This window comes from Stenotrophomonas sp. 82F1 (assembly GCF_056861525.1).
Genome location: NZ_JBSPUD010000002.1, coordinates 402,797 through 428,867 on the forward strand (window position 1 = coordinate 402,797; position 26,071 = coordinate 428,867).

Here is a 26,071-nt window from a genome sequence, read left to right on the forward strand (position 1 = left end):
CCGCGCTTCTGGTAGATGCCAACCTTGGTTGGCGCTTTTCTCTTCCCAACCGCGCTGCTGTCCAATCGACGCCGAGTGCCAACCACGTCATTGATTGGCTGCCTTGGCCTGTATGGACTACCTTGCATTGACGTCGGATGGTGAATCCAGCCAATGTCTGGCTGCCTGCCTCCCTCGCCCGCGAGCTCCAACCTCTGCAGATGCAGCCTTCAGCTGAAACCAGACTTCTTAAACTCCGCGCGAACCTCAACGAAGCCGAGATGTACCTTGGCCCTCCACTTGGACGTTCTGGCATCGAAGCACTTCAAAGCTCGGCGCGTTCTACGCTAGGCACCGCCCTGCCAGAGTCCTATCTGGACTTCCTTTCAAGCCACGACGGTCTGGTAGCAGAGGGAGTCTTCCTTTACTCGAGCATTCCACGCCCTTATTCCGGTGGCGGGACAGCCCTCGCGCTGGTGGAAATGAATCTCCTCGCACGCGACGCGGGATTCATGGACGGCTTTATAGAGCTCGGAGAGAGCGATATGGATTGCTACATCTTCGAATCAGGAACCGATCGGTACCAGGTCCGCGACAAAGTAGCGTTCGATAACGTATATGAGGAGTTCGTCTCCTTCGACGGACTTCTCTCCCACATACTCGATTTGATCGAACAACACTGTTGACGGCAACCTGGGCTGGAGCTATTCCAACAGAGGGGCGCTGCATCCATTCGACGCCGCGCATGCCAACCAAGGTTGGCATCTACCACACCAGTACGCCGGCCGTTTGACGTGCAAAGCAATACCGCCACGCGGGCCAGTCACCGACGCAGATGAACATGTCACCAGACAGTCATCTGTCTAGCGCACCATTTTCACGTTGACCCACGGCGCCCGCAGCGCCTGCCGGTCGCATCGGCTGTCTCCCCTTTCAAACTCCATGAGTTCCGCGCCCGTGCGGTGGCTTGTGCCTGCCTGAGTGTCCGTAACATGACGAAGACTTTGTTGGCCGCCGCGCTTTCGATCGCGCTCGCTCCCACGGCCTGGGCGCAGGACGCTGCCCCGACCTCCAGCACACCCTTCGCCACCGACCTCGATGCCGTTTCAGTCATCGGCAGTGGCGAGGCGCGCCAGGTGCAGCGCATCACCCGCGAGAACCTGGACATCCTGCCGCCCGGCACCAGCCTGCAGAAAACGCTGAACCTGCTGCCGGGCGTCAACGCGCAGTCGGCCGACGCGCTGGGTACCAACGAACAGTCGATGACCCTCAGCCTGCGCGGCTTCAACGCCACCCGGCTGGGTTACACGCTGGACGGCGTACCGCTGGGCGACGGTGCGTACAACAACTACAACGGCCTGACCATCAACCGTGCGCTGATCAGCGAGAACATGGCCGGCGCCGAGCTGGCCGTGGGCATCGGCAGCCTCGGCACGCCGTCCACCAGCAACCTCGGCGGCACCATTTCCTATACCTCCGACCGCCCGGCGCAGGAACTGGGCGGCCGCGTGGTGCAGACCTTCGGCAGCGATGCCAACCGCCGCACCTTCGTGCGCGTGGACAGCGGCGAGTACAACGGATTCTCCGGCTACGTGTCGGGCATGAACGCGGTCTCGGACCTCTGGAACGACCAGACCGCGTACAACAAATCCACCACCAGGCAGTTCAACGCCAAGGGCGTGTGGAACTTCGGCGGCGGCCAGATCACCGGCTTCGTCGACACCTCGCGCACCAGCCAGGCCGACTACTTCTACCTGTCCAAGGACGAGATGTCCCGCGGCCTGGGCTGGGACTGGGGCGGCTACGCGCCGGACTGGAACAAGGCCGTGGCCAAGGCCTACTGCAACACCGCCAGCCTCAACGCGAAGAAGTGCGACAACAGCGGTCCGGACAAGGACGCCGACGGCGCCTTCACTGCCGGGCAGATCCTGCGCGATGACAACCTGTACTACCTGGCCGGCGACTTCTTCCTCGCCGGCGGCTTCACCCTGCGGGCGCTGGCCTACCACCACGACGACCGTGGCGAAGGCCACAACTGGAACAGCGGCGCCTGGTCGAACAAGGGCACTGCGCAGGAAATCCCGATCATCTTCCGCAACACCATCTACACCATCGACCGCGACGGCGGCACGCTGTCGTTCGATTGGGAGCTGGGTGCACACCGCATCGAAGGTGGCGTCTGGTACGAACGCAACACCAGCAGCGCCGAACGCTACCAGACCGCAGTGGACGGCCCACGCGACCTGAGCGGCATGAACACCCTGCCCTCGGATGTGGGTGTGTTCGCCCAGCGTACGCGTTGGAAGACCCACCAGTTCTTCCTGAAGGACACCTGGCGCCTGCTTGACGACCGTTTGACCCTGGAGTTCGGCGCCAAGAGCCCGCATGCCACCTCCGACGCGCAGGCACTGCCCGGCGATGCGAAGACACCGATCTCGCCGAGCTCGAACAACCAGTTCGCCACCGGTTCGCTGAAGGCCAGCAAGAACTTCCTGCCCAGCGTGGGTGCGAACTTCCGCCTCAGCGAGCATCACGAAGTGTTCGCCAGCTATGCCGAGAACATCGCCATGTTCCAGGGCGGCTTCAAGCTGGGCCCACAGGCGGTCAGCCAGGCCACCTGGAACGCGCAAGGCAACCTGAAGCCGGAAGAATCACGTTCGCTGGAAGCGGGCTACCGCTTCGTCACCGACACCCTGCAGGCATCGGTCGCTGCCTACAGCGTGCGCTTCGACAACCGCCTGCTGCAGTACAACCCCTGCGACTCGCGGCAGCCGGTCGGACCGACCTGCGGCAACCGCTTCTACAACGTCGGCGGCGTCGACAGCCGCGGTGCCGAACTGACCGTGCTGTGGACACCGAACGAGCACTTCAGCTGGTACACCTCCGCGTCGCTGAACCGCTCGACGTATGCCTCCAACTACATCCAGGCGGGCGTCGAGCAGCAGATCAAGGGCAAGATCCAGACCGACACGCCCAAGCAGCTGCTGGCCACCGAGATCACCTGGCGCGACAACGGCTGGTTTGCCAGCCTGCGCGGCAAGTACACCGGCGAGCGCTTCTACACCTATACCAACGACCAGGGCTTCGGCGGCTTCACCGTCTTCGACCTTGCCAGTGGCTACGATTTCGGCCAGGTTGGCTTCGCCAAGGGCATGCGCCTGTCGCTGAACGTCACCAACCTGGGTGACAAGCGCTACGCCAGCAACCTGGATTCGAGCGTGTTCGCACCCAGCGACCCGTCGGGCAAGCTGTATGTGTTCCATGCGTCGGCACCGCGCCAGGTGTTCGGTACCATCGACGTCCGCTTCTGATCGCCGGCCGAGGAGTCCATCGATGTCCGCTACTGCCCTGCTGCTGGCCGCGCTCTCGGTCAGCGGCTACAACGCACCGCATGAAGCCCGCGGCATGCCACCACGCGCGGTGGACGTGGGCAGCTTCACCTACGTGGACAAGGGATTGGTCGCCGCCGGGCGATTGCCGGCAGGCACCGTGGACTTCCTCGGCGATACGCTGGGCTCGTTCTCGTCGTTGGCGATACAGCCGGGCACGTGGCGGCGCACCGCGCGGGGTTACCAGGGGGTGCTGTGGACGCTGCCCGACCGCGGCCGCAACGATCCGGAGGCCGGCCTGTTCTACGACTACGCCGGCCGCCTGGAGCGCATGAAGCTGCGCATCGACTGGCCGCAGGGGACGTCCCAGGGCTTCGGCGTGGTGACGATGGCGCCCGACAAGGGGCTGGTACTGAAGGACTACAACGGCCAGCCCTTCACCGGTGCCGACCCGGGTGAGCACACGATCAACCAGCGTGGCGTGGTGCTGCCCTCGCCCGCCGTGGGCGCGGGGGCCGGCAAGGTCGCGCTCGACGCGGAATCCCTGCAGTTCACTGCCGACGGCCACTTCTACATCGGCGACGAGTACACCGCCAACGTCTATTACTTCGATGCACAGGGCCGGCTGCAGGGCGTGATCGTGCCGCCGCTGGCGATCCGGCCACAACGTGATGGCAAGCCTGCCTTTGGATCGTTGGCCGCGCCGCAGACCGGGCGCCGCAACAACCAGGGCGTGGAAGGCATGAGCCTGTCGCCCGACGGCACCCGGCTGTTTGTTGCCCTACAGAGTGCGCTGATCCAGGACAGCGCGGTGGGCAATGCCGCCGGCCGCATCAATACCCGCGTGCTGGTCTACGACGTGTCGGCCAACCCGACGCCGACGCAGCCGGTCGGCCATCACGTGATGGTCCTGCCCGCCCATGCCCATGACGGCAAGGGCAAGCTCGACCGTACCGCTGCACAGAGCGAGCTGCGTGCGCTGGACAACGCGCGATTCCTGATGCTGGCGCGCGATGGCAATGGCCTGGGCAAGGATGGCGATGACCCGATCGTCTATAAATCGGTGCTGCTGGTGAACGTGGCGCAGGCCTCCAATCTGGTGGATACGGAATATGAGACCGGCACGGCATCGGTGCTGGCCGATCCGGCCGACGCGGTATTGAAGACCGGTATCGTGCCCGCCCAGGTCAAAGAGGTGCTGAACCTGCTCGACCGGACTCAGCTGGCCCGGGCCGGGCTGGATCTGGATACAGGGCGCGGCCCGCACCCGGGGCTGCTGTCGGAGAAATGGGAGGCGATGGACGTGTTGCCGGCGCTTGATCCAGAGCACCCGAACGACGTACTGCTGTTGATCGGCAACGACAACGACTTCATCGCCCGCAGCTGCCGCATGCAGGGCGAGCACTGCGACAGCGCGTACGACAACGACAACCGGGTGTTGGTCTATCGGCTCACCCTGCCGCAGCCACTACCCGTCACGCCGCGATAGATTCTGTAGAGCCGAGCCCATGCTCGGCTGCTCTGCACGGAATGTTCCCGCATTGCGTAATAAGCCGAGCATGGGCTCGGCTCTACAAAGTGCATGCCTACCCGCGCAGCGTGGCGCCGCCATCCACGTACAGATCGCTCATCGCCACGTGCCCAGCCTGCTCGGACAGCAGGAACATCACCGCCTGTGCGATGTCCTCCGGCGTGGCCAGCTTGCGCAACGGGATGCCAGCCTTGTAGGTCGCCGGATTGCCTGCAATCACCCGCGCCGCGCCCTGCTCGTCTTCCCACATGCCGGTCTGCATCGGGGTCAACGTGGAGCCCGGCGCCACGATGTTGCAGCGGATGCCCAGTGGCGCCAGCTCCAGGCCCAGGCAGCGGGTGAACATCGTCGCCGCCGCCTTCGAGGCCGCATAGGCGGCCATGCCATGCCGTGGCACGCCCGCCGCGTTGGAGCTGACGGTCACGATGGCGCCTTGCCGGCGCGGCGACATCACCCGCGCCAATGCGCGACCGACATGGAACACACCGTCGGCATTGACAGCGAACACCCTGCGCCAATCCGCGTCACTGGTGTCCACGACCTCGCCGACATGCAACACGCCGGCCACGCTGGCCGCCAGCATGATCGGCCCCACCGTGGCTTCCACCTGGTCGACCAGGGCGTCCACGGCCGCGCCGTCGGTGACATCCAGTGCGAAGGCCTGCACGCGCCCATCGTCGGCCGCCGGCGCAGGCCGCTCACGATCGGTCGCCACGACCCGGCATCCTGCGTCCAGCAGTTGCCCCACAAGCGCCGCGCCGATACCGCCGGCTGCGCCGGTCACCAGCGCCACGTTTCCTTCAAAACCCGTCAACTGCACGTTGCATTCTCCTGTTGCCTGTCCCACTGCTGCAGACGCGCCGATAGCCAGGGTGCCAGCTGTGCCACGGCATCACGCCCGGTCAGTTCGGCGTGCAGGAACGGCAGCTCGATGGCATCCACCTGCAGCGCATGGGCCTTCCACAGTGCGGACTGCAACTGCGGCCGTGCCTGATGATCGCGTCCGGCGCGCACATGCGCCAGCGTTCCCACGAAGGGTCGGTGCTGGTGTTCGCGGATCAGTCGATTGGTTCCGGTCACCGCCCGCACCACACCGTCGAGCACCACCTCGGGCAGGCTGCCCAGCGCGCTGCCGCCACGCCGCAGGAAGGCGAGGATGCGCGCGCGGTCGTCCAGCTCGGGATGCGCGTCAGGATCGTGCCCGGCGATGGCCAACAGCGCCCGCAGCGCCGCGATCGGGTCGGGCTCCGGTTCGGCACGCCAGCACTCGCTGGGATAGGCATCGAGCAGCACCAGTTCGCCGACCTCGCGGCCGATGTCGTGCAGGCGCACCGCCATCGCCTGCGCGAGGATGCCGCCCACCGACCAGCCGAGCAGATGGATCGGCCCCTGAGGCTGCAGCGTGATCACCCGCTGCACATAGTCATTGGCCATGGCCTCGATGCTGCCTGGCAGCGGTTGCGTGGGATCGAGTGCCGGTGATTGCAGCCCGTACACCGCGCGCGTCGGCTGCAGCGCACGGGCAAGCGCGCGGTAGTTCCATGCAATGCCCCCGGCCGGGTGCAGCACGAACAAGGGCGCCACGGTTGACTCGTCGGACGCGGACAGCGCAATCACCGGTCCCAACGCGTGATCGGCGCGTGCGGGCGGCTCGGCAATGCGTGCCGCCAGCGCGGCAACGGTCGGCTGCGCGAACAGCGCGCCGAGACCCAGCTCGCAACGCCAGCGCTGCTCGATGGCCAGCAGCAGGTGCACGGCCGAAAGCGAGTCGCCACCGAGACTGAAGAAATCCACATCGACGGCTACCGGCGATTCACGCCCCAGCGCCTGCGCGAACAGCCCGGCCAGTTCCTGTTCCAGCGGCGTGCGTGGCGCCTGCCCTGCGACTTCCTGCTGCGGCGGCTTCGGCAGCGCAGCCCGATCCAACTTGCCATTGGCGGTCACCGGCCACTGATCCACGCCGACGAACGCAGACGGCACCATGTAGTCCGGCACCCGGGTCAGCAGATGACTGCGCAGCACCGCTGCATCCGCCTGAGTCCACGGCACATAGGCGACCAGCCGCGCCTCACCGGGAAGATCATCGCGCAACAGCACTTCCACCCGGTCCATGCCAGGCAGCTCGCGCAATGCCACTTCGATCTCGCCAAGCTCGATGCGCAGGCCGCGCAGTTTCACCTGATGGTCGCTGCGCCCCAGGTATTCGACAGCACCGTCGGCCCGCCAGCGCGCCACGTCGCCAGTACGATAGATGCGCTCACCCGGCAGGAACGGATCGGCCAGAAAGCGCTCGGCCGTCAGATCGTCGCGGCCGAGATAGCCGCGCGCCAACTGCACACCGCCGAGGTAGAGGTCACCCGCCACGCCCACCGGCACGGGCTGCATCCGTGCGTCGAGCACGTACAGCCGGGTGTTCCAGACCGGAAAACCGATCGGCACCGGGCGCGAGCGGTCATCGTCCGACGCCGGCCACCAGCTCACATCCACGGCAGCTTCGGTCGGCCCGTACAGGTTATGCAGTTCGGACTGAATTCTCGCGTGGAAGCGGTCACGCAGGGCGGCATCCAGCGCCTCGCCACTGGTGAACACGCGCCGCAGTCGCAGGTCTTGTGAGGCCGGTGCCGCCAGGAACGCATCCAGCATCGACGGTACGAAATGCGCGGTGGTGATGCCACGCACGCGGATCAATCGCGCCAGCTCGGTCGGGTCGCGGTGTGCGTCCGGCCCCGCCAGCACCAGTGTCGCGCCGCACAGCAGTGGCAGGAAGAATTCCCACACCGATACGTCGAAGGTTGCCGGGGTCTTCTGCAGAATCCGGTCGTCGGCGCCGAAGCCGTAGTGCTCGCGCATCCACAGCAGGCGATTGACGATGGCGCGGTGCTCGATCACCACGCCCTTCGGCTCGCCGGTCGAACCGGAGGTATAGATCACATAGGCCGCATCGTCGCCCATCGGGCCCGGCCAGGGTGCGGCGAAGCTCATATCGGTCCACTGCTCCGGCGACAGCACCGGTACGTCTGCCAACCGGGATTGCACGCTGTCCTCTGCGAGTACGCAGACCGGTTGCGCCGATGCCAGGATGCGCGCCAGGCGCTCAGCCGGATGCGCAAGGTCCAATGGCAGGTAGGCGCCACCTGCGCGCAGTACCGCCAGCAGCGCAACCACCAGTTCCAACGAGCGAGGCAGTGCTACGGCGACGACGGTACCCGGCCCCACGCCCAGCGAACGCAGCTGCGCGGCCAGTGCGAAGCTGCGCGCCTCCAGCGTGGCATGGTCCAGCGTCGTATCGCCGAACACCAGCGCCGGTGCCGACGGATCACGGTCCATGCCCTGCTGCAGCAGTTCGACCAGGGTAGTGTCAGGCAGCGGATGCGTGGTGGCATTGAAGCCAAGCAGGACCTGCCTGGATTCTTCCGGCGTGACCAGCGGCACCGCCGCGATGTCTTCGGCCTGCAGCGCCGCCGACACGAAATGCAGCAACCGCCGGGCGTGCGCCTTCACCTCGTCCAGATCGTACAGGGCGGGGTTCGCTTCAATCTCCAGATCCAGCAGGGTCTGTCCATCACCACGGAAGCCCAGCGTCAGGTCGTCCACCGGCCCGGTGCTCAGCACCTCCAGCGAGGCCTGCACACCCGGCAGCGCCAGCGGCTTGTAGAAGGGCTGTACGTTGATCAACGGCCCATGCAGGCGGTGCTGTGCGCCGACCAGCCCGAGGTCACGACGCAACTGCTCGCCCCGGTAGCGGCCATGCTTGCGGCCCTGGCTGAGCTGGCGCCCGATGCGCCGGCAGAATTCCTCGACGCTGTCCTCGCCGCCCGCCACCCGCAGCGGCAGTACGTTCATCACCATCGCCGGCACCCGCGCCGCGACGCTGCCCAGCCGCGCCATGTACGGCACGCCGAGCACGACTTCCCCGGACGCGCTCATGCGGCGCACATACTCGGCGGCCAATGCAGCGAGCACATCCGGCCACGGCTGCAGCCACGATGCCGAAACCTGCAGCAGGCGGTCGCGGAAAGCAGGGTCCACCGGCTGCACCCAACGCACGGCATCGTCACTGGCAGCGGCGGTTCCGGCCAGGCCGGTGGAGGCCGGCGCGCCCTGCAGTGCCTGCAGCCACCACTGCCTGTCGGCGTCGCGGCGCGCATCGCTGCGGTAGCTGGCATCGTCGGCCAGCACGCCCGCCAGCGCTGGCAACGCGCTACCGGTGCGGCCCGCATACAGTGCGCATACACGGTCAGTAAACAGCGCCATGCCATAGCCATCGGTGGCCAGGTGATGCACGCGCAGGTACCAGGCCCAGCGCTGGCCGCCCAGGTTGAACAGCACCTGCTGGCTCAGTCGATCGCGGGTCGGATCAACTACGCTGGAGCGATCGGCCTGCATCGCGGCGCGTGCCGTCTGCTGCGGATCGGCCGCAGCAGCAACATCGCGCAGCTGCAGTGATGGCACCCGCGTGGATTCATGCCATTGCACCGGCTGGCCGTCCTCGGCCTCGGCGAAACGCAAGGCCAGCGCCTCGGCCTCGGCCGCGGCCTGATTGGCGGCGGCAGTGAACGCCACTACATCCAACGGACCCTCGATCCACACCGCATGCGCGGTATTGAATGCAGGGTTTTCCGGTGCCAGCCGCTGGGCAAACCACAGCCCGGCCTGCGCCTCGGTCAGCGGCAGCGGCGATCCGTTCATGCCGTCTGCGAAGCCTGCAGCTGCTGCACCACTGCCCACCACTGGCGCAGCGTGGTGTGTTCGGCCAGCTGCGAAAATTCCAGTGGCAGCCCGGTGTTGCCCCAGGCCAGCACCAGCCCCAGCATGCGCATCGAATCCAGGTCCAGATCGATCAGGTTGTCATCGTCACCGATGTCGGCCGCCTGGCAGTCCAGTACGCGGGCGACGTCGGCGCGCATGCGTTCCAACGTCAAGGTTTCGGTCGTCGCGTTCATCACAATGCTTCCAGCAGCTTGTCGGTGGTCATCGGTACGCCGCAGGTGCGGGCAATCCAGTGCAGCGCCTGATCGTGGTCGGCACGCGAGAAATCAGCCACGGCATCGGCAGCGATGAAGGTTTCGATGTCGCGCTGGAACGCCTCCACCGCCGTGGCGGTGCATCCAATGTGCGCGTACACGCCGGTGATCAGCAGCTGATCGCGGCCACGCACGCGCATCAGCGTTTCCAGATTGCTGCGCTGGAACGCGCTGTAGCGATGCTTGACCAGTACATGCTCGCCCGGCGCTGGTGCCAGTGCGTCGATGATCGGCTCGTGGTCGGCACGACGGCCCATGCCGGGACCCCACAGGTCTGCCTGCAGGCCGCGGTCACGGCGGTCCTGATCGCCATGCTGGGCGGTGTAGAACACCGGAATGCCGTGCGTACGGCAATGTCCCAGCAGTCGCGTGATGTTGTCCACTGCCGGCCGCAGCGGCGCGCTTCCCGCATCAAAGGCGGCGAGGAAATAGCGCTGCATGTCGTGCACCAGCAAGGCAACACGATCACGCTGGGGACGCCAGGCACCACGCGCCTGCGGCAGTTCCGCGGCGGTCGGCAGGGAATACGGGGCAATACGGGGCAGCGCCATCAGCGCGTTCCTCCTGTCTGTTGCAGATGACGCGCACGCAGCTGCGCGCGCAGTTCACGGCGGCTGATCTTGCCAACCGCCGTGGTATCGAAACTGTCCACGAAAACAATCTGGTCGGGCACCTTGAACGCGGCCAGGCCACGTCCACGCATCCACGCCTTCAGCGCCGGCGCCTTGATCGCCTCGCCCTGCTGGATCACGAAGGCACAGCTGCGCTCCCCCAGATAGTCGTCCGGAATGGAGACCACGGCGGCATCGAACACACTGGCATGGGCCAGCAGATGGTCTTCGATCTCCTCGGCGGAAATCTTCTCGCCGGCCCGGTTGATGTGGTCGCCGGCACGGCCCTGCACCACCAGGTGACCCCCGGGCAGCTGCTGCACGCGGTCGCCGGTGCGATAGAAACCATCGTCGGTGAACGAGCGGGCATTCGCCGCCGCATCATTGTGGTAACCGCGGATGGTGTACGGGCCACGCGTGAGCAGATGGCCGACCTCGCCTTCGGCAACAGGCTGGTCATGGTCATCGACCACGCGTACTTCGTCATCGGCGCTGATCGGCCGGCCCTGGCACGCGACGATCAGTTCCTGCGGATCATCCAGCCGGGTGTAGTTGACCAGGCCTTCGGCCATGCCGAACACCTGCTGCAACGTGCAACCGAGGCCATCGATGACCCGCCGCGCGGCTTCCGGCACCAGCTTGGCGCCACCAACCTGCAGGACCTGCAGGCTGGACAGATCGTGCTTGCTGGTGGCCGCCGCCTGCGCCCACAGCAGTGCCAGCGGTGGTACCAGACCACAGCAGGTCACCTTCTCGCGCGCGATCAACGGGAATGCCGCATCCGGGCCGGGGCCCGGGCTGAGCACCACGCGGGCGCCGGCGTACAGCGCACCGAAGAAACCCGGTGAACTCATCGGGAAGTTGTGTGCCGCCGGCAGCGCGACCAGGTACACGCTGTCGCGGTCGATGCCGCAGATTTCGTTGCTGGCGCGGAACGAGTAGATGTAATCGTCATGCGTGCGCGGAATCAGCTTTGACAGCCCGGTGCTGCCACCGGAGATCTGCAGGAACGCCACCGACTGCGGGTCAGGATCGGCCGGCAGCTGGCTGCGGTCGCCCTGCAGCGAGTCCAGCGCAACAAATTCGGCTGCGTCGCCATCGATCAACACGTGGCGCACCGCCGGCACCTCCACCTGCAGCGCACGCGCCAGGCCACGATGGTCGAAACCCTCATGTACATCGGTACTGATATAGGCACTGGCCTCGGCCTTGCGGGCGAAGTGCGCCAACTCGGTAATGCGGTGCGCCGGCAGCGCGTACACCGGCACCAGCCCGGCGCGGAACAGCCCGCAGATGGTGCTGATGAAACTGGCGGTGTTGCCCAGCTGCACCAGCACGCGCTCACCGGGTTGCAGGCCCAGCGCCAGCAGGCCGGCACCGATGCGCCCGGCCTCATGCCAGAGCTGCGCATAGCTCAAGCGCACATCGCCAGCCACCACCGCGATGTCATCGGCATGACGCTCGGCGCGTTCGCGCAGGAAACCGGGGAAGGTCTCGCCGCGCCAATGGCCGGCAGCCCGATAGCGCGCGACCAGCGCTTCGGGCCATTGCTGCTGCAGCGGCAGGCGGGAGTCAACGGCGGACGGCGTCATGCGTATACCTCGATCAGGGGCAGCGGGTCCTGCACGCCCAGTGCGTTCAACAGCGCAGCGAACTTGGCGGCGGTCTCGGCGACCTCGGCGGCGGGCTGCGAGTCGGCGACGATGCCGGCGCCGGCATACAGGCGCAGCTGAGTGCCCTGCAGCCGCGCGCAGCGGATCGCCACGTACCAGTCGCCGTCACCCTGTGCATCCAGCCAGCCCACGGCACCGGCATAGAAGCCGCGCGGCACCGGTTCCAGCGCACGGATGCGCTGCAGTGCTTCCATCCGCGGGGTACCGCAGACGGCTGGGGTGGGATGCAGCTCGGCCAGCAGGGTCGCCGCCGACGTAGCAGCGTCCTTCAGCGTGGCGTGGATGCGCGTTCCCAGATGCCACATGCTGGCGGTAGCGTGCAGCACCGGGCGCGGCTGCGCCTCGATGTGGCTGCACCAGGGCGACAGGCCATCGACGATGGCCTCCACCACATGGCGGTGTTCGTCGTGATCCTTCGCCGATCCCAGCAATGCCTGCGCGGCGCGCTCGTCGGCGACCGGATCGGCACTGCGCCGGGCCGAACCGGCAAGCGGATGCGACAGTACCTGCGCACCGCGCTTGCGCAGCAGCAGCTCCGGCGTCGCCCCCACCAGCCACGCCGGCGCCTGGCCGACGTCCACCGGCAACGGCACGGCGTAGGTCGCCACCGAAGGATCGGTGCCCAGGCGGGCCAGCAGCATTTCCGGCGACAGCACCTGCTGCGTGTGCGCCAACAGGCTGCGCGCCAGCACCACCTTGTGCAGCGCGGGGTTGGGTGTGCGCATCGCGCTGACCGCGTCGGCCACTGCCACTGCATAGTCCTGCGCGGATGGCTCGGCGGTCAGCGCTCCGGACAGCGCTGGCGCTGCCTGTGACTGCACAGGCAATGCTGGCAGCAGCCGCTCGGGCTGGTACAACGCATCATCGGCACGCGGCTCGAACGGCACCGCGCCGACCAACAGGCCCGGCCCACCGCGCTGCTGCGCGAAGAACGTCGCCACGCGCTCGGCCAGGGTGGCCAGCGCGCCCGCCGGCAAGGGTGCGCGGCAGCCCCGCGCGTGCATCTGCTGATCGGCCTGCCGCAGCAGGAACAGCGACGCTTCGGCGGTGGGCTCCGGCAGCATCGACGCAGCCTCCGGCCACGCGCCCTGCATCAGGGAATCGTTCATGGGGTCTCCTTCATCCGATACGCTGCGGCCAGCACGCACAGCATCAGCAGCAATACACCGACCAACAGGTAAGGCAGGCTGGCGCCACCGCGATACAACAGGGTGCCGAGCATCGGCCCGGCCACCATGCCCAGGCCCTGTGCCGCCGCGACCGTGCCGGCCGCCGCACCCTGTTCGTGCGCCTGCACCGCATCGGCGGCCAACGCCTGGAACGAGGGAAACACGAAGCCCATGCCGAACGCCGCGAGCGCGTAGGCCGCCGGCAACTGCCAGGTCTGCTGCACCGCGGCCACCGAGGCGAAACCGATGCCAGCGATCAGTGCGCCGAGGATGATCCAGCGCCGGGGATGCACGTCCAGCTTCATCACCAGCCCCTGCGCGAGGATCAGGCCCACACCCACTGCAGTCAGGGCGATGCCGGCCATGCGCGCGCCTTCGGCTGCATCCAGGCCGAAGCGATCGATGGCGAAGAAGCCCACCGTGACCTGCGCGATGGTCACCGACACCATCGCCACGAACGCGGCCATCTGCGGCAGGCGCAGGCGCGGGTCGAGGCGCGACAGTGGTATGCGCTTGCGGTTCTGTGCGGCAGCCACCGGGGGCGTGGCCGGCAGGCGCCAGGCCAGCAGGCCCAGCGCGAGCAGCGGCAACAGCGCCGCCACGTACAGCGCCAACGGCAGGTTCTTGTAAGCCAGCCAACCAGCCGCCGCCGGGCCCAGCACCATGCCCAGCGCATTGGCGCTGCCCAGCCGTGCCAGGAACTTGGTGCGCTGGCCCGGTGGGGCCTGGTCTGCGATCAGCGCAGCGGCGGTTGGCGGCACGGCCGCATAGAACAGGCCCACCAGCCCGCGCGCGCCGACCAGCACCAGCACCGAGACCAGCACCGGCGGTATCGTCTGCAGCGCGACATCGATGAACACCGCCAACGCGATGTAGACCACGGTGTAGGCACTCATCGCCAGCACCAGCACGCGCTTGCGGCCGATGCGGTCGCTGAACTGGCCCCAGGGGCGAGCGGCCAGCATCCACAACACACCCGCGGCCGTGACCGACAGACCGGCATGCCATTCAGACAGGCCCAGCAGGCGCACCACCGGGCCGATGACGGCGACGAAGGACATCATCGCCATGGTGCCGATCAGGGCAGCCAACACCAGCGCCGGCAAGCCGGGAACCACGGGACGTGCATGCATGGAACACCAACCGTAACCAAGGAGGGGACGCCGGGCGCTTCCGCACCCCGCGCGACGTCGCCCTGTCAGGCGGCGACGCCACCCTTAAATGATAACGGCTCGCATTTGCATTTGATACCCATTCGCTTAACGGGCATGCACCCGCAGGTGCATCACTGCCCTGCGCGTACCGACAGCAGGCCGCGACGCTTGAACCACCACTCCAGCGGCAGGGTCACCAGCGGCGGAACCGCGGCCAGCAAGGCCAGCCCCGTTGCCCACCACGGCCAGCGCAGGCGCAGGGCCGCAAACAGGGTCACCGCCACATAGACCATGAACGCCACGCCATGCAGCGGCCCGAACAGCTTCACCAGCGCCACGTTGGCCTGCGGGCCGTACTTGAGCCACATGCCGGCCAGCAAACCGGCCCAGGTGATGGCCTCGATGAAGGCGACGATCGCGAACAGGCGTCCGGTCGGATGCAGCGGGTTGCGGTGGGTCACGCAGGGCTCCAGCAGTGGATATCAAATGCGAATGATACGCAGATGCGAACATTCCGGACACCGAGGGTAGCGCCGGGCCAAGCCCGGCGAACGGTAGAGGCGAACGTTAGAGCTGTGTCCACCAAGGTGGACACCTACCGAGGCGTATCCGGCAGGATCTGCTCGCCGATCTCACGCAGCACCTCTTCCATCGGCCGGCCGTTGTCGACCAGGTTGAACATCACATGCGCCACGCCCTGCGCGTGCACCCGCAACAAGTAGTCGCGCAGGCCATCGCGGCCCACCTTCAGGCCCAGCGACAGCGGCTCTGCCGGCGCAGCAGGGTCGGTCTGAAGGTCCAGCAGCATCGACTGCACGAACGGTTTGGGCGCGTCGCCACGCTGGGCCTGGGCCTGCTGCCACAGACCAATGCGCCCTTCCTGCGCGGTCTCTTCGCGGTGATAGGTCGCCCAGCCTTCGGCTTCGCGCGCGATCCACTGCAGGCTCTGCCGTGCAGTACCGACCACCAGCATCGGAATGCGCCTGGCCGGCGCGGGAAGTACGTCGTATCCACCGGTTGCCTGCAACACCGGCGCACGCTCGGACAATACGGGCGACAGCGCCGCACGCAGCAGCGACCAGCGTTCGCGGAAGGTCGCTGCCCTGCTTTGCAGATCCTCGCCGAATGCCGCGAACTCCTCCGGTCGATCACCCGAGCCCAGGCCCAGCACGAAGCGTCCACCGCTGATCCGGTCCAGCGTCAGTGCCGACTTCGCCACCTGCAGCGGTTGCCGCAACGGCAGCACGATGGCCGCCGTGCCGATCACGATACGTTCGGTCGCCGCGGCCAGCATGCCCAGCCACAGGAACGGATCATCCAGCGCACTGGCAGTCGCATCCGGCCCCTGCGGCACCATCAACGGCACATCGCGGGTCCACAGCGCGGCGAAACCCAGATCGTCGGCCAGCCGCGCGATGCGTCGTGCCTCATGTGGATCGGCCAGGCCGTGTGCGGCCACCGGCGTCATCACGCCAAGGCTGAGGCCCTGCGCTGGAAACAGGCGGGCATGGGCGGGATTGAAATCAGTCATGCCGCCAGCTTAGCGTGGGGCCTTGATGTCGTCCCGCCACAGGAAGTACCGCGCATGACCAGGATCCGCCCCGCCCATGTCGATGACCTGCCCGCGATCAGCGCGGTGTGCATGGCCGCCTTCACTGCGGCCGTTGCGCCCATGCTCACCGCCGAGGGCATCGCCACATTCGGCACGGTGGCTGCCGCCTCCGCGTTCGCCGAACGCCTGCAGGGCGACAACCACATCCTCGTGGCCGAACAGGAAGGCCGGGTGGTCGGCGTGGTGGAACTGAAGGCCGGCCAGCATCTGGCAATGCTGTTCGTCGCGCCGGAACTGCAGGGGCAAGGCATTGGTCGTGCCCTGCTGCAGGCGGTGCTGCCGCAGGTGCGTGGCCCGCAGATGACCGTGCGCGCCTCGCTCAACGCGGTGCCCGCCTACGAACACTATGGATTCGTGCTGGATGGTGACGTCGGCCAGTTCAACGGCCTGATCTACCAACCACTGGTGTTGACGGTGCCCGCTTCGATGGGTGCGCACCTTGGTCCGCACTGATCTCCAGCCCACATGCCTTGCTGCTCGTGCGACATAAGCAAACTGCATCAGCCAGCACCCCGACCGTTCCTACAATGGCCCACTACCCTGTCCTTCGAGATGCTGCCGATGCGTGTCGCGCTTTCCATGCTGCTGCTGGCCTCGGCCCTGAGCGCCTGCTCTCCCGCTTCCGCTCCGGTACCGACGGCGCAGGCGGCAGCCACTGCCCCGGCCTCTGCCATCGCCTGGCGCCAGGGCGATGTGGATGATGCCTTCAACGAAGCCGCCGAGAGTGGCAAGCCGGTGCTGCTGTACTGGGGCGCGGTGTGGTGCCCGCCGTGCAACCAGCTCAAGGCCGGGCTGTTCAAGGATCCGGCCTTCATCGCCCTGACCGGCAAATTCGTGCCGGTGTACCTGGACGGCGACGAGGAAGGCGCGCAGGCGTGGGGCGAGCGCTTCGGCGTGCGCGGCTATCCGACCCTGATCGTGCTCGACCCGCAGCGCAACGAAATCACCCGCGTGGCCGGCGGCAACGACGCAGCCGAACTGACGCGGGCGCTGACCGTCGCCGCCAGCCGCCGCAGCGCCGTTGCTGAAACGCTCGCGACCGCGCTGGCCACGCCGGCCAAGCTTGGCGCCGAAGACTGGCAAGTGCTGGGTGACTACGGCTGGGAGGTCGATGCCAACCGCCTGGCCGGCAAGCGCAGCACGCAGGATGTGCTGCAGCAGCTGGCCAAGGCCGCACCCGAACCTGCGCTGCAGCGTCGCTTCGCGCTGCTCGCCTTGGCTACAGCCGGGAAACCGACGACAGCGCCCACCCAGGTACGCGAGCTGTTGCAGGCCGTGCTGGCGCAACCGGCGGAAGTACGTCGCAACCGCGAGCTGCTGGGGTATACCGGCGCCGGGCTGGTCAAGCAGGCCAGCGCCGGTCCGGCCAGCAGCAATGCCCTCGGCCAGCAGCTGCTGGCCGCGCTGGAACGCGCCGATGCCGCGCGCGGCGATCGCGCTGACGATGCCTTGTCACGCGCGCTGACCGAGCTGGCGCTGGCCCGCCAGCAGCAGCCCGAAGGCGCGCTGCCGGCAGCCCTGGTTGAGCGGGTAAAGCAGCGCGTGGCCGCCGCCGATGCCGCCGCCACCGACGCGCATTCGCGCCAGGCCACCATCAGCAGTGCCGTCTACGCGCTGCGACAGGTCGATGACGATGCGGGCGCCGAGGCCTTGCTGCTGGCCGAGCTGAAGCGTAGCGAGCAGCCTTACTACTACATGCCGGAGCTGGCCGAACTGGCCGAGCAGCGCGGTGATACTGCCGGCGCCCTGGAGTGGTTGAAGCGTGCCTACGAAGGCGCGCAGGGGCCTGCCACGCGCGTGCAATGGGGCGTGCTGTACGTGGAAGGCCTGCTGCGGCTGGCGCCCGATGATGCACCGCGCATCGAGCAGGCCACCGAGGCGTTGATCGCCGAGCTGGACAAGCAGCCGTCCGGCTACCACCAGCGCACGCGTCAGCGCTTCGAACGACTGGCCGGACAACTGCAGGCGTGGAGCGCGAAGCACAAGGGTGCGGAGACGCTGGCACGGTTGCAGCAGCGGATGCAGATCGCCTGTGGTGATCAGGTTGATAGCGCCTGCAAGGATTGGTTGAGCTGACGCCAGACGCAGGATTCGACGGATACAGGTAGTGCCGGTGAGGGTTCCAAAAGCGGGTTCAGTAGTGCCAGCCCATGGCTGGCAGCTCGGAGTGTATGGAGCGGCCCGCCCTGGGCGGGCGCGACTGAAGCTTCGTTGCTGCTTGACCTCAACCAATGTTGAGGTGCGATAACAGTCTCCCCATGGCCACACCCCTGGCCTTCCCCACGGAGACTGTCTCGATGTCGTACTCGCTTCCCGCCCTCCCCTATGCCTACGACGCCCTCGAACCGCACTTCGATGCGCGCATGATGGAAATCCACCACAGCAAGCACCACCAGACCTACGTCAACAACCTCAATGCTGCGCTGGAACAGGCGGGTCTGCCGGCGCAGCCGGTGGAGACCCTGATCGCCGATCTGGATGCCCTGCCCGAATCGATCCGCGGCGCGGTGCGCAACAACGGCGGTGGCCACGCCAACCACAGCCTGTTCTGGACCGTGCTCAGCGCCACTGGCGGCACCGCCGATGACGAGCTTACCGCCGCCATCGATCGCGACCTCGGCGGCTACGACGCCTTCAAAGAGACCTTCAGCAAGGCCGCGCAGACCCGCTTCGGCAGTGGCTGGGCGTGGTTGACCGTCGATCGCGACGGCCGCCTGCAGGTCGAAAGCAGCGCCAACCAGGACAGCCCCCTGATGGGCGCCGCGGCGGGTGCCTCCGGCAATACCCCGATCCTTGCCCTGGATGTGTGGGAGCACGCCTACTACCTGCACTACCAGAACCGCCGCCCGGAATACATCGGCGCGTTCTTCAACCTCATCAACTGGGCCGAAGTCGGCCGGCGCTACCGCCAGGCCAGGGCCGCATGAACGCGGACTCTGGCGCATACGCCGGGCCGTGGGCAGGGGTCTTCCCCGCTCCGGCACCGGTGCCGTCGGTCAGCCTGCCGCCGCGTGCGCTGCGCCGGTTGCTCGGCCATTTCCCTACCGGTGTGGCGATCGTGTGCGCGCGTGATGCACAGGGAAAGCCGCAGGGCCTGACCATCAATTCGTTCGTGCCGATCTCGCTGCAGCCGCCACTGGTGCTGTGGAACCTGGCCCTGCATGCGCAGAGCCTGTCCACGTTCCAGCGCGCCACCCAGTTCGCGATCAGCGTGCTTGGCGCCGGACAGGAAGCGCTGGCGCGCCGTTTTGCCGACCCGCAGGTGCGCCATCGATTCACCGATGTGCCCTTGCTGGACGACGGCGAGGACGCGCCACCGCGGATCGCCGGTGCCGTCGTCCACCTCACCTGCACCCGCCACGCGCAGTGGCCGGTCGGTGATCACCTGTTGCTGGCCGGGCGCATCGTCGATGTGCAGGAAGAAGGCGGCGCACCGCTGCTGTTTCATCGCGGCCGCTTCCAGGCCGGTCCGGTGGAAACCCTGGTGGAGGTGCGGTGATGGACATCGACACGCTGGAAAACATGCTCGCCGCTGGCAAGGACAGCGCGCTGCTGCGCTTCGGCCTGGGCAAAAGCTGGCTGGACGCCGGCGATCCGGTGCGCGCAGCCACCCATCTGGGGCGCTGCGTGGTGCTGGACCCGGATTATTCGGCAGCGTGGAAACTGCTGGGAAGGGCATGGCTGGCCGGTGGCCAGCCGCAGGCGGCGCGCGAGGCGTGGCAGCGCGGGCTCAGCGTGGCCGGCAGCAAGGGCGACCAGCAGGCCCGCAAGGAAATGCAGGTGTTCCTGCGCAGGCTGGACCGCGAGTCGCCTGCGCTGTTGGCGAAGGCCGGCTGAAACTCAGCCGGCGTTGGCCGACGCCGGTGCCGGCATGATGTCCGGCATCGGCAGGCGGCGCGGCTTGCTCGGGAACGCGTGGCGCAGGATGCGCCAGACCACCTGGGTGAACTGCCGCGGCAGCGAGCCGTTGTTGTAGTGCTGGCCGTAACGACGGCAGATGTCCTTCACTTCCTTGGCGATCGCCGCATAGCGGTTGGCCGGCAGATCCGGATAGAAGTGGTGCTCGATCTGGTGGCTGAGGTTGCCCGACAGCACGTTGATCACGAAACCACCGCTGATGTTGGACGAACCGCGCAGCTGGCGCAGGTACCAGTGGCCGCGCGATTCATTGCGCAGGCATTCCTTCGGGAACGTTTCCGATTCGGCAGTGAAGTGCCCACAGAAGATGATCACGTAGGTCCAGATGTTGCGCAGGCCGTTGGCCACCATGTTGCCCAGCAACACCGGCAGGAAGAACGGACCGGCCAGCAGCGGGAAGAACACGTAGTCCTTCAGCACCTGGCGGATCATCTTGCGTGCCACCGGACGGGTCTGCAGCCACATCGCGCGGCTGCTGATGCGGCCCTTGAACCAGCGGCCCAGGCGCAGATCCTGCGCAGCCACGCCCCACTGGAACAGCAGCGCGAAGATCGGTGCGATGATCGGCTGCAGCAGGTAGAACGGCTTCCAGCGCTGTTCCGGGAAGATGCGCAGCAGGCCATAACCGATGTCATCGTCCATGCCACGCACGTTGGTGTAGGTGTGGTGGCGGAAATTATGGGTCTTGCGCCAGTTGTCGGCAGTGGCAACGATGTCCCATTCGTAGGTGTTGCCGTTGAGCTTGGGGTCGCCGGTCCAGTCGTACTGGCCGTGCATGACGTTGTGGCCCAGCTCCATGTTTTCCAGGATCTTGGCCAGCGCCAGCAGCAGGGTGCCGGCGATGCAGGCCGGCCACAGCAGCGGCGCCCAGAACAACGGCGAGAACGCGCCCAGGAACAGCAGGCTGCGGCCAAGCACGCCCGACCAGCGCACAGCCGCTGCGACGCGCCGGATGTAGCGGGTGTCGGACGCGCCGAGGCTGCCGATCACACGGTCGCGGATCGCATCGAGTTCCTCACCAAACGTCTGCATCTCGGCAGGGCTCAGGGCACGGTCGGTAGCGCGGGTCATGGCAGCGGGGTCCTCAGAGATCCAGGGTCAGGTCGGTGGTCGGCGCGCTCACGCAGATCCGCACCGGCACGGCCGTTTCGAACTGGGTGTCGCCGGTGCGCAGGTGGCGGGTGGTGCCACTGACGCGTTCACAGGTGCAGCTGTTGCAGATGCCCATGCGGCAGCCGTGCTTGGGCGCGATGCCCTGCGCCTCCAGGCTTTCCAGCAGCGAGCGGCCACGCGGCACGATCAGCCGCCGGCCGCTGCGGGCCAGGGTCAATGCGACCTCGCCCAGGCTGTCGGCATCACTGAGTGCTGCCGGTGGGGTAAAGGCTTCCGCCTGGAAGCCGGCCACGTGCTGGGCCAGCCGCGTGCGCGCGGCGGCAACAAAACCGTCCGGGCCACAGGTCAGCACATGGCGCTGCGCCAGCGGGGTGTCGTCACCGGGTACGGCCAGCGTGTGGCTGTCGATACGCGCAGCCGGCACATCGCCTTCGCGGGTGGCCAGCAGGTGCACGCGCAGGTTCGGATGCGCCGCAGCCAGGGCCAGCAGTTCATCGCGGAACTGGAACGCCGCGGTGCTGCGCTCCCAGTAGAACAGATCGACCGGCGCCGCCAGCGGGCGCTGGCAGGCGTCGCGCAGCAGGCTGCGCATGGGCGTGATGCCGCTACCGGCTGCCAGCAGCAATACCGGCGCGGCAGCAGGCATGTGGAAATCACCGAAGGCCGCGTCCAGCCGGAACAGGTCGCCCGGCTTGGCATGTGCGACCAGATGCTGGCTGACCTTGCCGCCTTCCACCGCCTTGACGGTAATGGCCAGCTCGCGGCGGCCGAGGCGGGTCGGGCTGTAGCTGCGGCGCAATACACGCCCCTCAAGCTCAACGCCGAGGGTGACGTGCTGGCCGGCGCGCATCCCGGCCCAGTGCCGGTTGCAGCGCAGGACCAGGGTCGCGGCGCCCTCGCCGGCCGGCTCGCGCCGCACCAGGCTGGCCATCGGCTCACGCAGGGTCCACAACGGATTCAGCTGGCCCGCCCAGAAGTCGAACAGCGACGGCGACAGCCAGCGGTACGGAGAAAGCAGGGAAGGTCGGACGACAGCGCTCATGGGCGCACTATACGGCCGCACACACAGCTGTGTATACATGTGTATATTGCACCGGATTGGGTATGATTCAGCCTTGCCCCTCCGGAAGTGCCATGGCCGCCGCCACCGTTCTGTCTCCGCCTGAAGATGCCAACAGCCCGGCCCGCCGTACGGTGAGCCGCGAGGATCTGTTGGCCGCCGCGTTGAAACTGATCGGCCCGCATCGCAGCCTGTCCACCCTCAGCCTGCGCGAAGTCGCCCGCGAGGCCGGCATCGCACCCAACAGCTTCTATCGCCAGTTCCGCGACATGGACGAACTGGCCGTCGCCCTGATCGACGTCGCCGGGCGCTCACTGCGCACCATCATCGGCGAGGCCCGCCAGCGCGCTACGTCCAGCGCCACCAGCGTGGTGCGCGTGTCGGTGGAAACCTTCATGGAACAGCTGCGCGCCGACGACAAGCTGCTGCACGTGCTGTTGCGCGAAGGCGCGGTCGGCTCGGATGATTTCAAGCACGCGGTCGAACGCGAACTGCACTACTTCGAAGAAGAGCTGCAGCACGACCTGGTGCGCCTGGCCGCACTGGATGGCGCGGTGTTGTACAAGCCGGAGCTGGTGTCGATGGCGATCACCCGGCTGGTGTTTGCGATGGGCGCTTCGGCCATGGACCAGCCCCCGGAGAACGACCCGGAACTGGTCGAACAGATCTCCACGATGATCCGCATGATCATCGTCGGCGCGCGCACTCCCGCCGCCTTCCGCCGCGGCTGACCCCTTCCGGTGCATGACCACCGGCACGCTTTTGTGCGCATTGTGTAATGTTATAACACTCGAATTCGAGTAAAGACCCCGGTCCCGCCGGAAGCTGAAACGGCAATATAGCAATTGCTATGTTGATGAGCTTCTGCTTTCCTGTGCGCCAGCCAGGTCGCCCTCGCCGCCCTCCCTCCCCAAGGACGACGCCCTCATGCGCATTGCTGCCTCCCTTCTTCGTCGGCTGCCGCTGGCTGCCGGTATCGCCGCCGCGCTGCCATTGGCCGCAGTCGCTGCACCGCCCTCACCCACCGAGTTGGACCGGGTGCAGGTGAAAGTCAGCACGGCCACCCGCAGCGAACGCCTGCTGTCGGACGTACCGATCCGCACCGAAGTACTGCGCAAGGAAGACATCGCCCTGCGCGCGGCCACCGATTTCTCCCGCGCGGTGGAGCTGATCAACGGCCTGCGCGTGGAAAGCAACTGCCAGAACTGCAACACCAGCGAGGTGCAGCTGCTGGGCCTTCCCGGTGCCTACAACCAGCTGCTGTTCGATGGCATTCCACTGCTGTCCACGCTGGGCAGCGTGTACGGGCTGGAACAGATTCCCGCCGGCTTCGTCGACCGCATCGAAGTGGTCAAGGGCGGTGGTTCGTCGCTGTACGGGCCGGGCGCGGTGGCCGGTGTCATCAATCTGATTCCGCCACTGCCTGCACGCAGCGGTGGCCATATACAGGCCGGCGTGGATGTGCTGAAGGGCACGCCGCAGAAAAACGCCGACGTGCGTCTGGATCTGGTCGCCAGCGAAGCCGATGCCGGACTGTCGGTGATCGCCCAGCGCAACTGGAACAGCGGCATCGACTACAACGGCGACGGTTATACCGAGATCACCCGCAAGAACCTCAAGGTGGGTGGCCTGCAGGCCTGGTATGCACCGAATCCGGGCACGCGCCTGCGGCTGGACCTGCAGGTGACCGATGAGAGCCGTCGCGGTGGCAATCGTCTCGACCAGCCCGAACACCTGGCCAACATCGCCGAATCGCTGGATACGAACTACCGTCGCGGCAGCCTGTCCTGGGACCAGGAAGTGAACAGCGACGTCGACTTCCGTCTGGCCTACGCCTTCGCCGACATCGACCGCGACAGCTTCTATGGCGGTCTTGGCGATGTGGTCACCGATCCATCGGCGCCCGGCTACGACCCTTCGCAGCTGGACCCGAGCGTGCCCGGCAGTGCCGCATCACGCTCGTGGCGCCAGTACGGGCGCACCCACAACCCGCTGCACTACATCGACAGCCAGTTGAACTGGCGGCTGGGTGCACACACGCTTGCGTTCGGCGTGCAGTACAAGCATGAGGGCCTGCGTGACGACAACCGCGATGGCGCCGGCCAGCGCCTGGCCGTGCTCGAGGATGCAACCTTCCACAACCTCGGCGCGTTCGTGCAGGACGAATGGAGCGTACGCGATGACGTCGACCTGGTGCTGGGTGCGCGCGTGGACAAAAGTTCGGAACTGGACAGCGCCGTGTTCTCACCGCGTATCGCCCTCGCCTGGCAGGCGACTCCCCGGCTGAAATGGCGTGCGGGCATCGCCACCGGCTTCCGTGCGCCGGAAATCTTCGTCGAGGATGTCCACGTCGATACCCTCGGTGGCGAGCAGGTGCGCGTGCGCAACACCAGTGGCTTGAAGGAGGAGCGCGCACTGACCACGCTGTTCGGGTTCGACTGGCGCTCGGACCCGGCCGACCCGGTATGGAGCTGGGATGCCACCGTGTCCTACGCACGCATCCGCGATACCTTTGCGCTGGGCGAGATCCAGCGTGGCGATGATGGCCAGCTGACACAGCTGCGCTACAACGCGTCCGGCTCGAACGTACTGGGCATGGAAACCAACGTCGGCTGGCAGCCCTCTCCGCAATGGCGGCTGACGGCCGGTGCGTCGTGGTACCGCTCGCGGTTCCGCGAGCCGCAACGCATCTTCGATGACACCGCCGACGGCGGCGATACGGTGATCGACAGCCGCGACTACCTGAAGACGCCGCGCTGGACCGGCGTGGCCCAGCTCAGCTGGATGCCGGCCGAACCCTGGGAGACGTTCCTGGCGCTGCGCCACACCGGATCGATGCCGGTGCTCAACAACCGGCTGGGCGAGCTGCACCGCACCCGCGCCTTCCTGGTCACCGATCTCGGCGCGCGCTGGCATCGCCACCTGGGCGCGCAGGCACAGCAGGAAGTGTCGGTGGCGGCCGGGGTCAAGAACGTGTTCGACCAGCGGCAGAAGGATCTGGAAAGCGGCGCGCTGCGCGACAGCGACTACGTATACGGTCCGCGTTTCGCCCGCTCGTGGTACGTGAACCTGCGTTATGCGTTCTAGGTGGCTGCCCGCCCTGCTGTTGGCACTGGCATCGCCGGCGGCGGCGGCCGACCTGCACGCGCAGGTCTCCGCGTCGCTGATGCGGCCCGAGCCACGTTCCCTGCGGCCGGTGCAGTGGTCGCCAGCGCCGAAGCTGATCGCGCTGTACTTCGGTGCCGACTGGTGCGCGCCCTGCCACGCCTTCGTGCCGACCCTGCGCGGCGTGCGCGACGCGCTGCGCGAGGCCGGCGCCGATACCGAAGTGGTGTATGTCAGCCTGGATGAAAGCGAGGCGGCGTTGCGGCGCTACATGCAGCTGCAGGACATGCCGTGGCCGGTGCTGGACCCGCGTCGCGCGAAGCGCATGCCGGCGCTGCAGGCATTGGCGGGCCCGGCCCCGCCCAACCTGGTGCTGATCGATGCGCAGGGCACGGTGCTGGCCAATGGCTGGCAGGGGCGGCGCTACCGCGGGCTGCAACCGGTATTGCAGGAATGGCGGAAGCAGGCGTGTGCTCAGGAACAGGCGCGCTGCCCGCCTGAACTGTAGAGTCGAGCCATGCTCGACTCATTTCATCACCGCGCGAACAGCAGCCGAGCATGGCTTGTATGTTCCTCCCGGCTCCTACGAGGTATGTAGGAGCCAGGGTGGAGGGACCGTCAACATGATATCTGCGGGTAGCAGCCGACAGACGAGCCGAGCGATCCCCATCCCGCACCTTAACGTCGATAAAGGATCTAGCGGCCTTTGAGGACCGCCGATGTAGGCAAGCCAACGTGGTGCGGTACCACCCCAGCCCCTCAACAATAGCTGGGAGTTGCGCAGATGTCAGAT

General features: G+C 67.1%; 22 protein-coding genes. 11 read left to right on the plus strand and 11 right to left on the minus strand.

What is annotated here, in order from left to right; genetic code table 11:
* Positions 1-140: 140 nt before the first annotated feature.
* The 3 genes from AC13GI_RS04215 to AC13GI_RS04225 all read left to right on the plus strand — a co-directional run bounded on the left by AC13GI_RS04215 (position 141) and on the right by AC13GI_RS04225 (position 4,797).
* Complete coding sequence (locus tag AC13GI_RS04215) at positions 141-665, plus strand: YrhA family protein (RefSeq protein ID WP_482995586.1); 525 nt, start codon at positions 141-143, stop codon at positions 663-665.
* Positions 666-971: 306 nt separating this feature from the next.
* On the plus strand, positions 972-3,290 hold the full coding sequence (locus tag AC13GI_RS04220) for a TonB-dependent receptor (protein WP_482995587.1): 2,319 nt from the start codon (positions 972-974) through the stop codon (positions 3,288-3,290).
* 22 nt (positions 3,291-3,312) lie between these two features.
* Entirely contained in the window at positions 3,313-4,797 is a 1,485-nt protein-coding gene (locus AC13GI_RS04225) for an esterase-like activity of phytase family protein (RefSeq protein ID WP_482995588.1), read from the plus strand.
* A 97-nt stretch (positions 4,798-4,894) separates the two neighbouring features.
* Here the strand turns inward: AC13GI_RS04225 and AC13GI_RS04230 are convergent, their stop codons facing one another.
* From AC13GI_RS04230 to AC13GI_RS04270, 9 genes are all read right to left on the minus strand, one after another.
* Complete coding sequence (locus tag AC13GI_RS04230; protein ID WP_099818697.1) at positions 4,895-5,659, minus strand: 2,3-dihydro-2,3-dihydroxybenzoate dehydrogenase; 765 nt, start codon at positions 5,657-5,659, stop codon at positions 4,895-4,897.
* Complete coding sequence (locus tag AC13GI_RS04235; RefSeq protein ID WP_482995589.1) at positions 5,650-9,528, minus strand: amino acid adenylation domain-containing protein; 3,879 nt, start codon at positions 9,526-9,528, stop codon at positions 5,650-5,652. The genes AC13GI_RS04230 and AC13GI_RS04235 overlap by 10 nt, the downstream gene beginning before the upstream one ends.
* The gene (locus AC13GI_RS04240; RefSeq protein WP_099818699.1) at positions 9,525-9,782 is read right to left on the minus strand and encodes a phosphopantetheine-binding protein; all 258 of its coding nucleotides are present in this window, start codon (positions 9,780-9,782) and stop codon (positions 9,525-9,527) included. Before AC13GI_RS04240 ends, AC13GI_RS04235 begins: the two co-directional genes overlap by 4 nt.
* Positions 9,782-10,414, minus strand: a complete 633-nt coding sequence (locus tag AC13GI_RS04245; RefSeq protein ID WP_482995590.1) for an isochorismatase family protein — start codon at positions 10,412-10,414, stop codon at positions 9,782-9,784. Before AC13GI_RS04245 ends, AC13GI_RS04240 begins: the two co-directional genes overlap by 1 nt.
* Positions 10,414-12,066 carry a (2,3-dihydroxybenzoyl)adenylate synthase gene (locus tag AC13GI_RS04250; protein ID WP_482995591.1) on the minus strand — a complete coding sequence of 551 codons (1,653 nt, stop codon included), beginning with the start codon at positions 12,064-12,066 and terminating at the stop codon, positions 10,414-10,416. The genes AC13GI_RS04245 and AC13GI_RS04250 overlap by 1 nt, the downstream gene beginning before the upstream one ends.
* Entirely contained in the window at positions 12,063-13,256 is a 1,194-nt protein-coding gene (locus AC13GI_RS04255) for an isochorismate synthase (RefSeq protein ID WP_482995592.1), read from the minus strand. The genes AC13GI_RS04250 and AC13GI_RS04255 overlap by 4 nt, the downstream gene beginning before the upstream one ends.
* Positions 13,253-14,449 (minus strand): MFS transporter, encoded by a 1,197-nt coding sequence (locus AC13GI_RS04260; RefSeq protein WP_482995593.1) that lies wholly within the window; start codon positions 14,447-14,449, stop codon positions 13,253-13,255. Before AC13GI_RS04260 ends, AC13GI_RS04255 begins: the two co-directional genes overlap by 4 nt.
* 152 nt (positions 14,450-14,601) lie before the next feature.
* Positions 14,602-14,931, minus strand: coding sequence for a DUF3817 domain-containing protein (locus tag AC13GI_RS04265; protein WP_265953239.1), 330 nt, complete (start codon positions 14,929-14,931; stop codon positions 14,602-14,604).
* Between the two features lie 134 nt (positions 14,932-15,065).
* Positions 15,066-16,001: a TIGR03571 family LLM class oxidoreductase gene (locus tag AC13GI_RS04270; protein WP_482995594.1), complete on the minus strand. Its 936-nt coding sequence runs from the start codon at positions 15,999-16,001 to the stop codon at positions 15,066-15,068.
* Positions 16,002-16,055: 54 nt separating this feature from the next.
* Here AC13GI_RS04270 and AC13GI_RS04275 point away from each other — a divergent pair, with 54 nt between their 5' ends.
* From AC13GI_RS04275 to AC13GI_RS04295, 5 genes are all read left to right on the plus strand, one after another.
* On the plus strand, positions 16,056-16,535 hold the full coding sequence (locus AC13GI_RS04275) for a GNAT family N-acetyltransferase (protein ID WP_482995595.1): 480 nt from the start codon (positions 16,056-16,058) through the stop codon (positions 16,533-16,535).
* 99 nt (positions 16,536-16,634) lie between these two features.
* Complete coding sequence (locus AC13GI_RS04280; protein WP_482995596.1) at positions 16,635-18,158, plus strand: thioredoxin family protein; 1,524 nt, start codon at positions 16,635-16,637, stop codon at positions 18,156-18,158.
* Positions 18,159-18,379: 221 nt separating this feature from the next.
* Entirely contained in the window at positions 18,380-19,009 is a 630-nt protein-coding gene (locus tag AC13GI_RS04285) for a superoxide dismutase (RefSeq protein WP_482995597.1), read from the plus strand.
* Positions 19,006-19,581, plus strand: coding sequence for a flavin reductase family protein (locus AC13GI_RS04290; RefSeq protein ID WP_099818708.1), 576 nt, complete (start codon positions 19,006-19,008; stop codon positions 19,579-19,581). Before AC13GI_RS04285 ends, AC13GI_RS04290 begins: the two co-directional genes overlap by 4 nt.
* The gene (locus tag AC13GI_RS04295) at positions 19,581-19,919 is read left to right on the plus strand and encodes a tetratricopeptide repeat protein (protein ID WP_482995598.1); all 339 of its coding nucleotides are present in this window, start codon (positions 19,581-19,583) and stop codon (positions 19,917-19,919) included. Before AC13GI_RS04290 ends, AC13GI_RS04295 begins: the two co-directional genes overlap by 1 nt.
* Before the next feature lie 3 nt (positions 19,920-19,922).
* Here the strand turns inward: AC13GI_RS04295 and AC13GI_RS04300 are convergent, their stop codons facing one another.
* Positions 19,923-21,071 carry a fatty acid desaturase family protein gene (locus tag AC13GI_RS04300; protein WP_100552731.1) on the minus strand — a complete coding sequence of 383 codons (1,149 nt, stop codon included), beginning with the start codon at positions 21,069-21,071 and terminating at the stop codon, positions 19,923-19,925.
* A 13-nt stretch (positions 21,072-21,084) separates the two neighbouring features.
* Entirely contained in the window at positions 21,085-22,155 is a 1,071-nt protein-coding gene (locus tag AC13GI_RS04305; protein ID WP_482995599.1) for a ferredoxin reductase, read from the minus strand.
* A gap of 92 nt (positions 22,156-22,247) precedes the next feature.
* Here AC13GI_RS04305 and fabR point away from each other — a divergent pair, with 92 nt between their 5' ends.
* From fabR to AC13GI_RS04320, 3 genes are all read left to right on the plus strand, one after another.
* Positions 22,248-22,904, plus strand: coding sequence for an HTH-type transcriptional repressor FabR (fabR, locus tag AC13GI_RS04310; RefSeq protein WP_033831321.1), 657 nt, complete (start codon positions 22,248-22,250; stop codon positions 22,902-22,904).
* 196 nt (positions 22,905-23,100) lie between these two features.
* Complete coding sequence (locus tag AC13GI_RS04315) at positions 23,101-25,260, plus strand: TonB-dependent receptor plug domain-containing protein (protein WP_482995600.1); 2,160 nt, start codon at positions 23,101-23,103, stop codon at positions 25,258-25,260.
* Complete coding sequence (locus AC13GI_RS04320) at positions 25,250-25,786, plus strand: thioredoxin-like domain-containing protein (RefSeq protein ID WP_482995601.1); 537 nt, start codon at positions 25,250-25,252, stop codon at positions 25,784-25,786. Before AC13GI_RS04315 ends, AC13GI_RS04320 begins: the two co-directional genes overlap by 11 nt.
* The last annotated feature ends 285 nt before the right edge of the window (positions 25,787-26,071 follow it).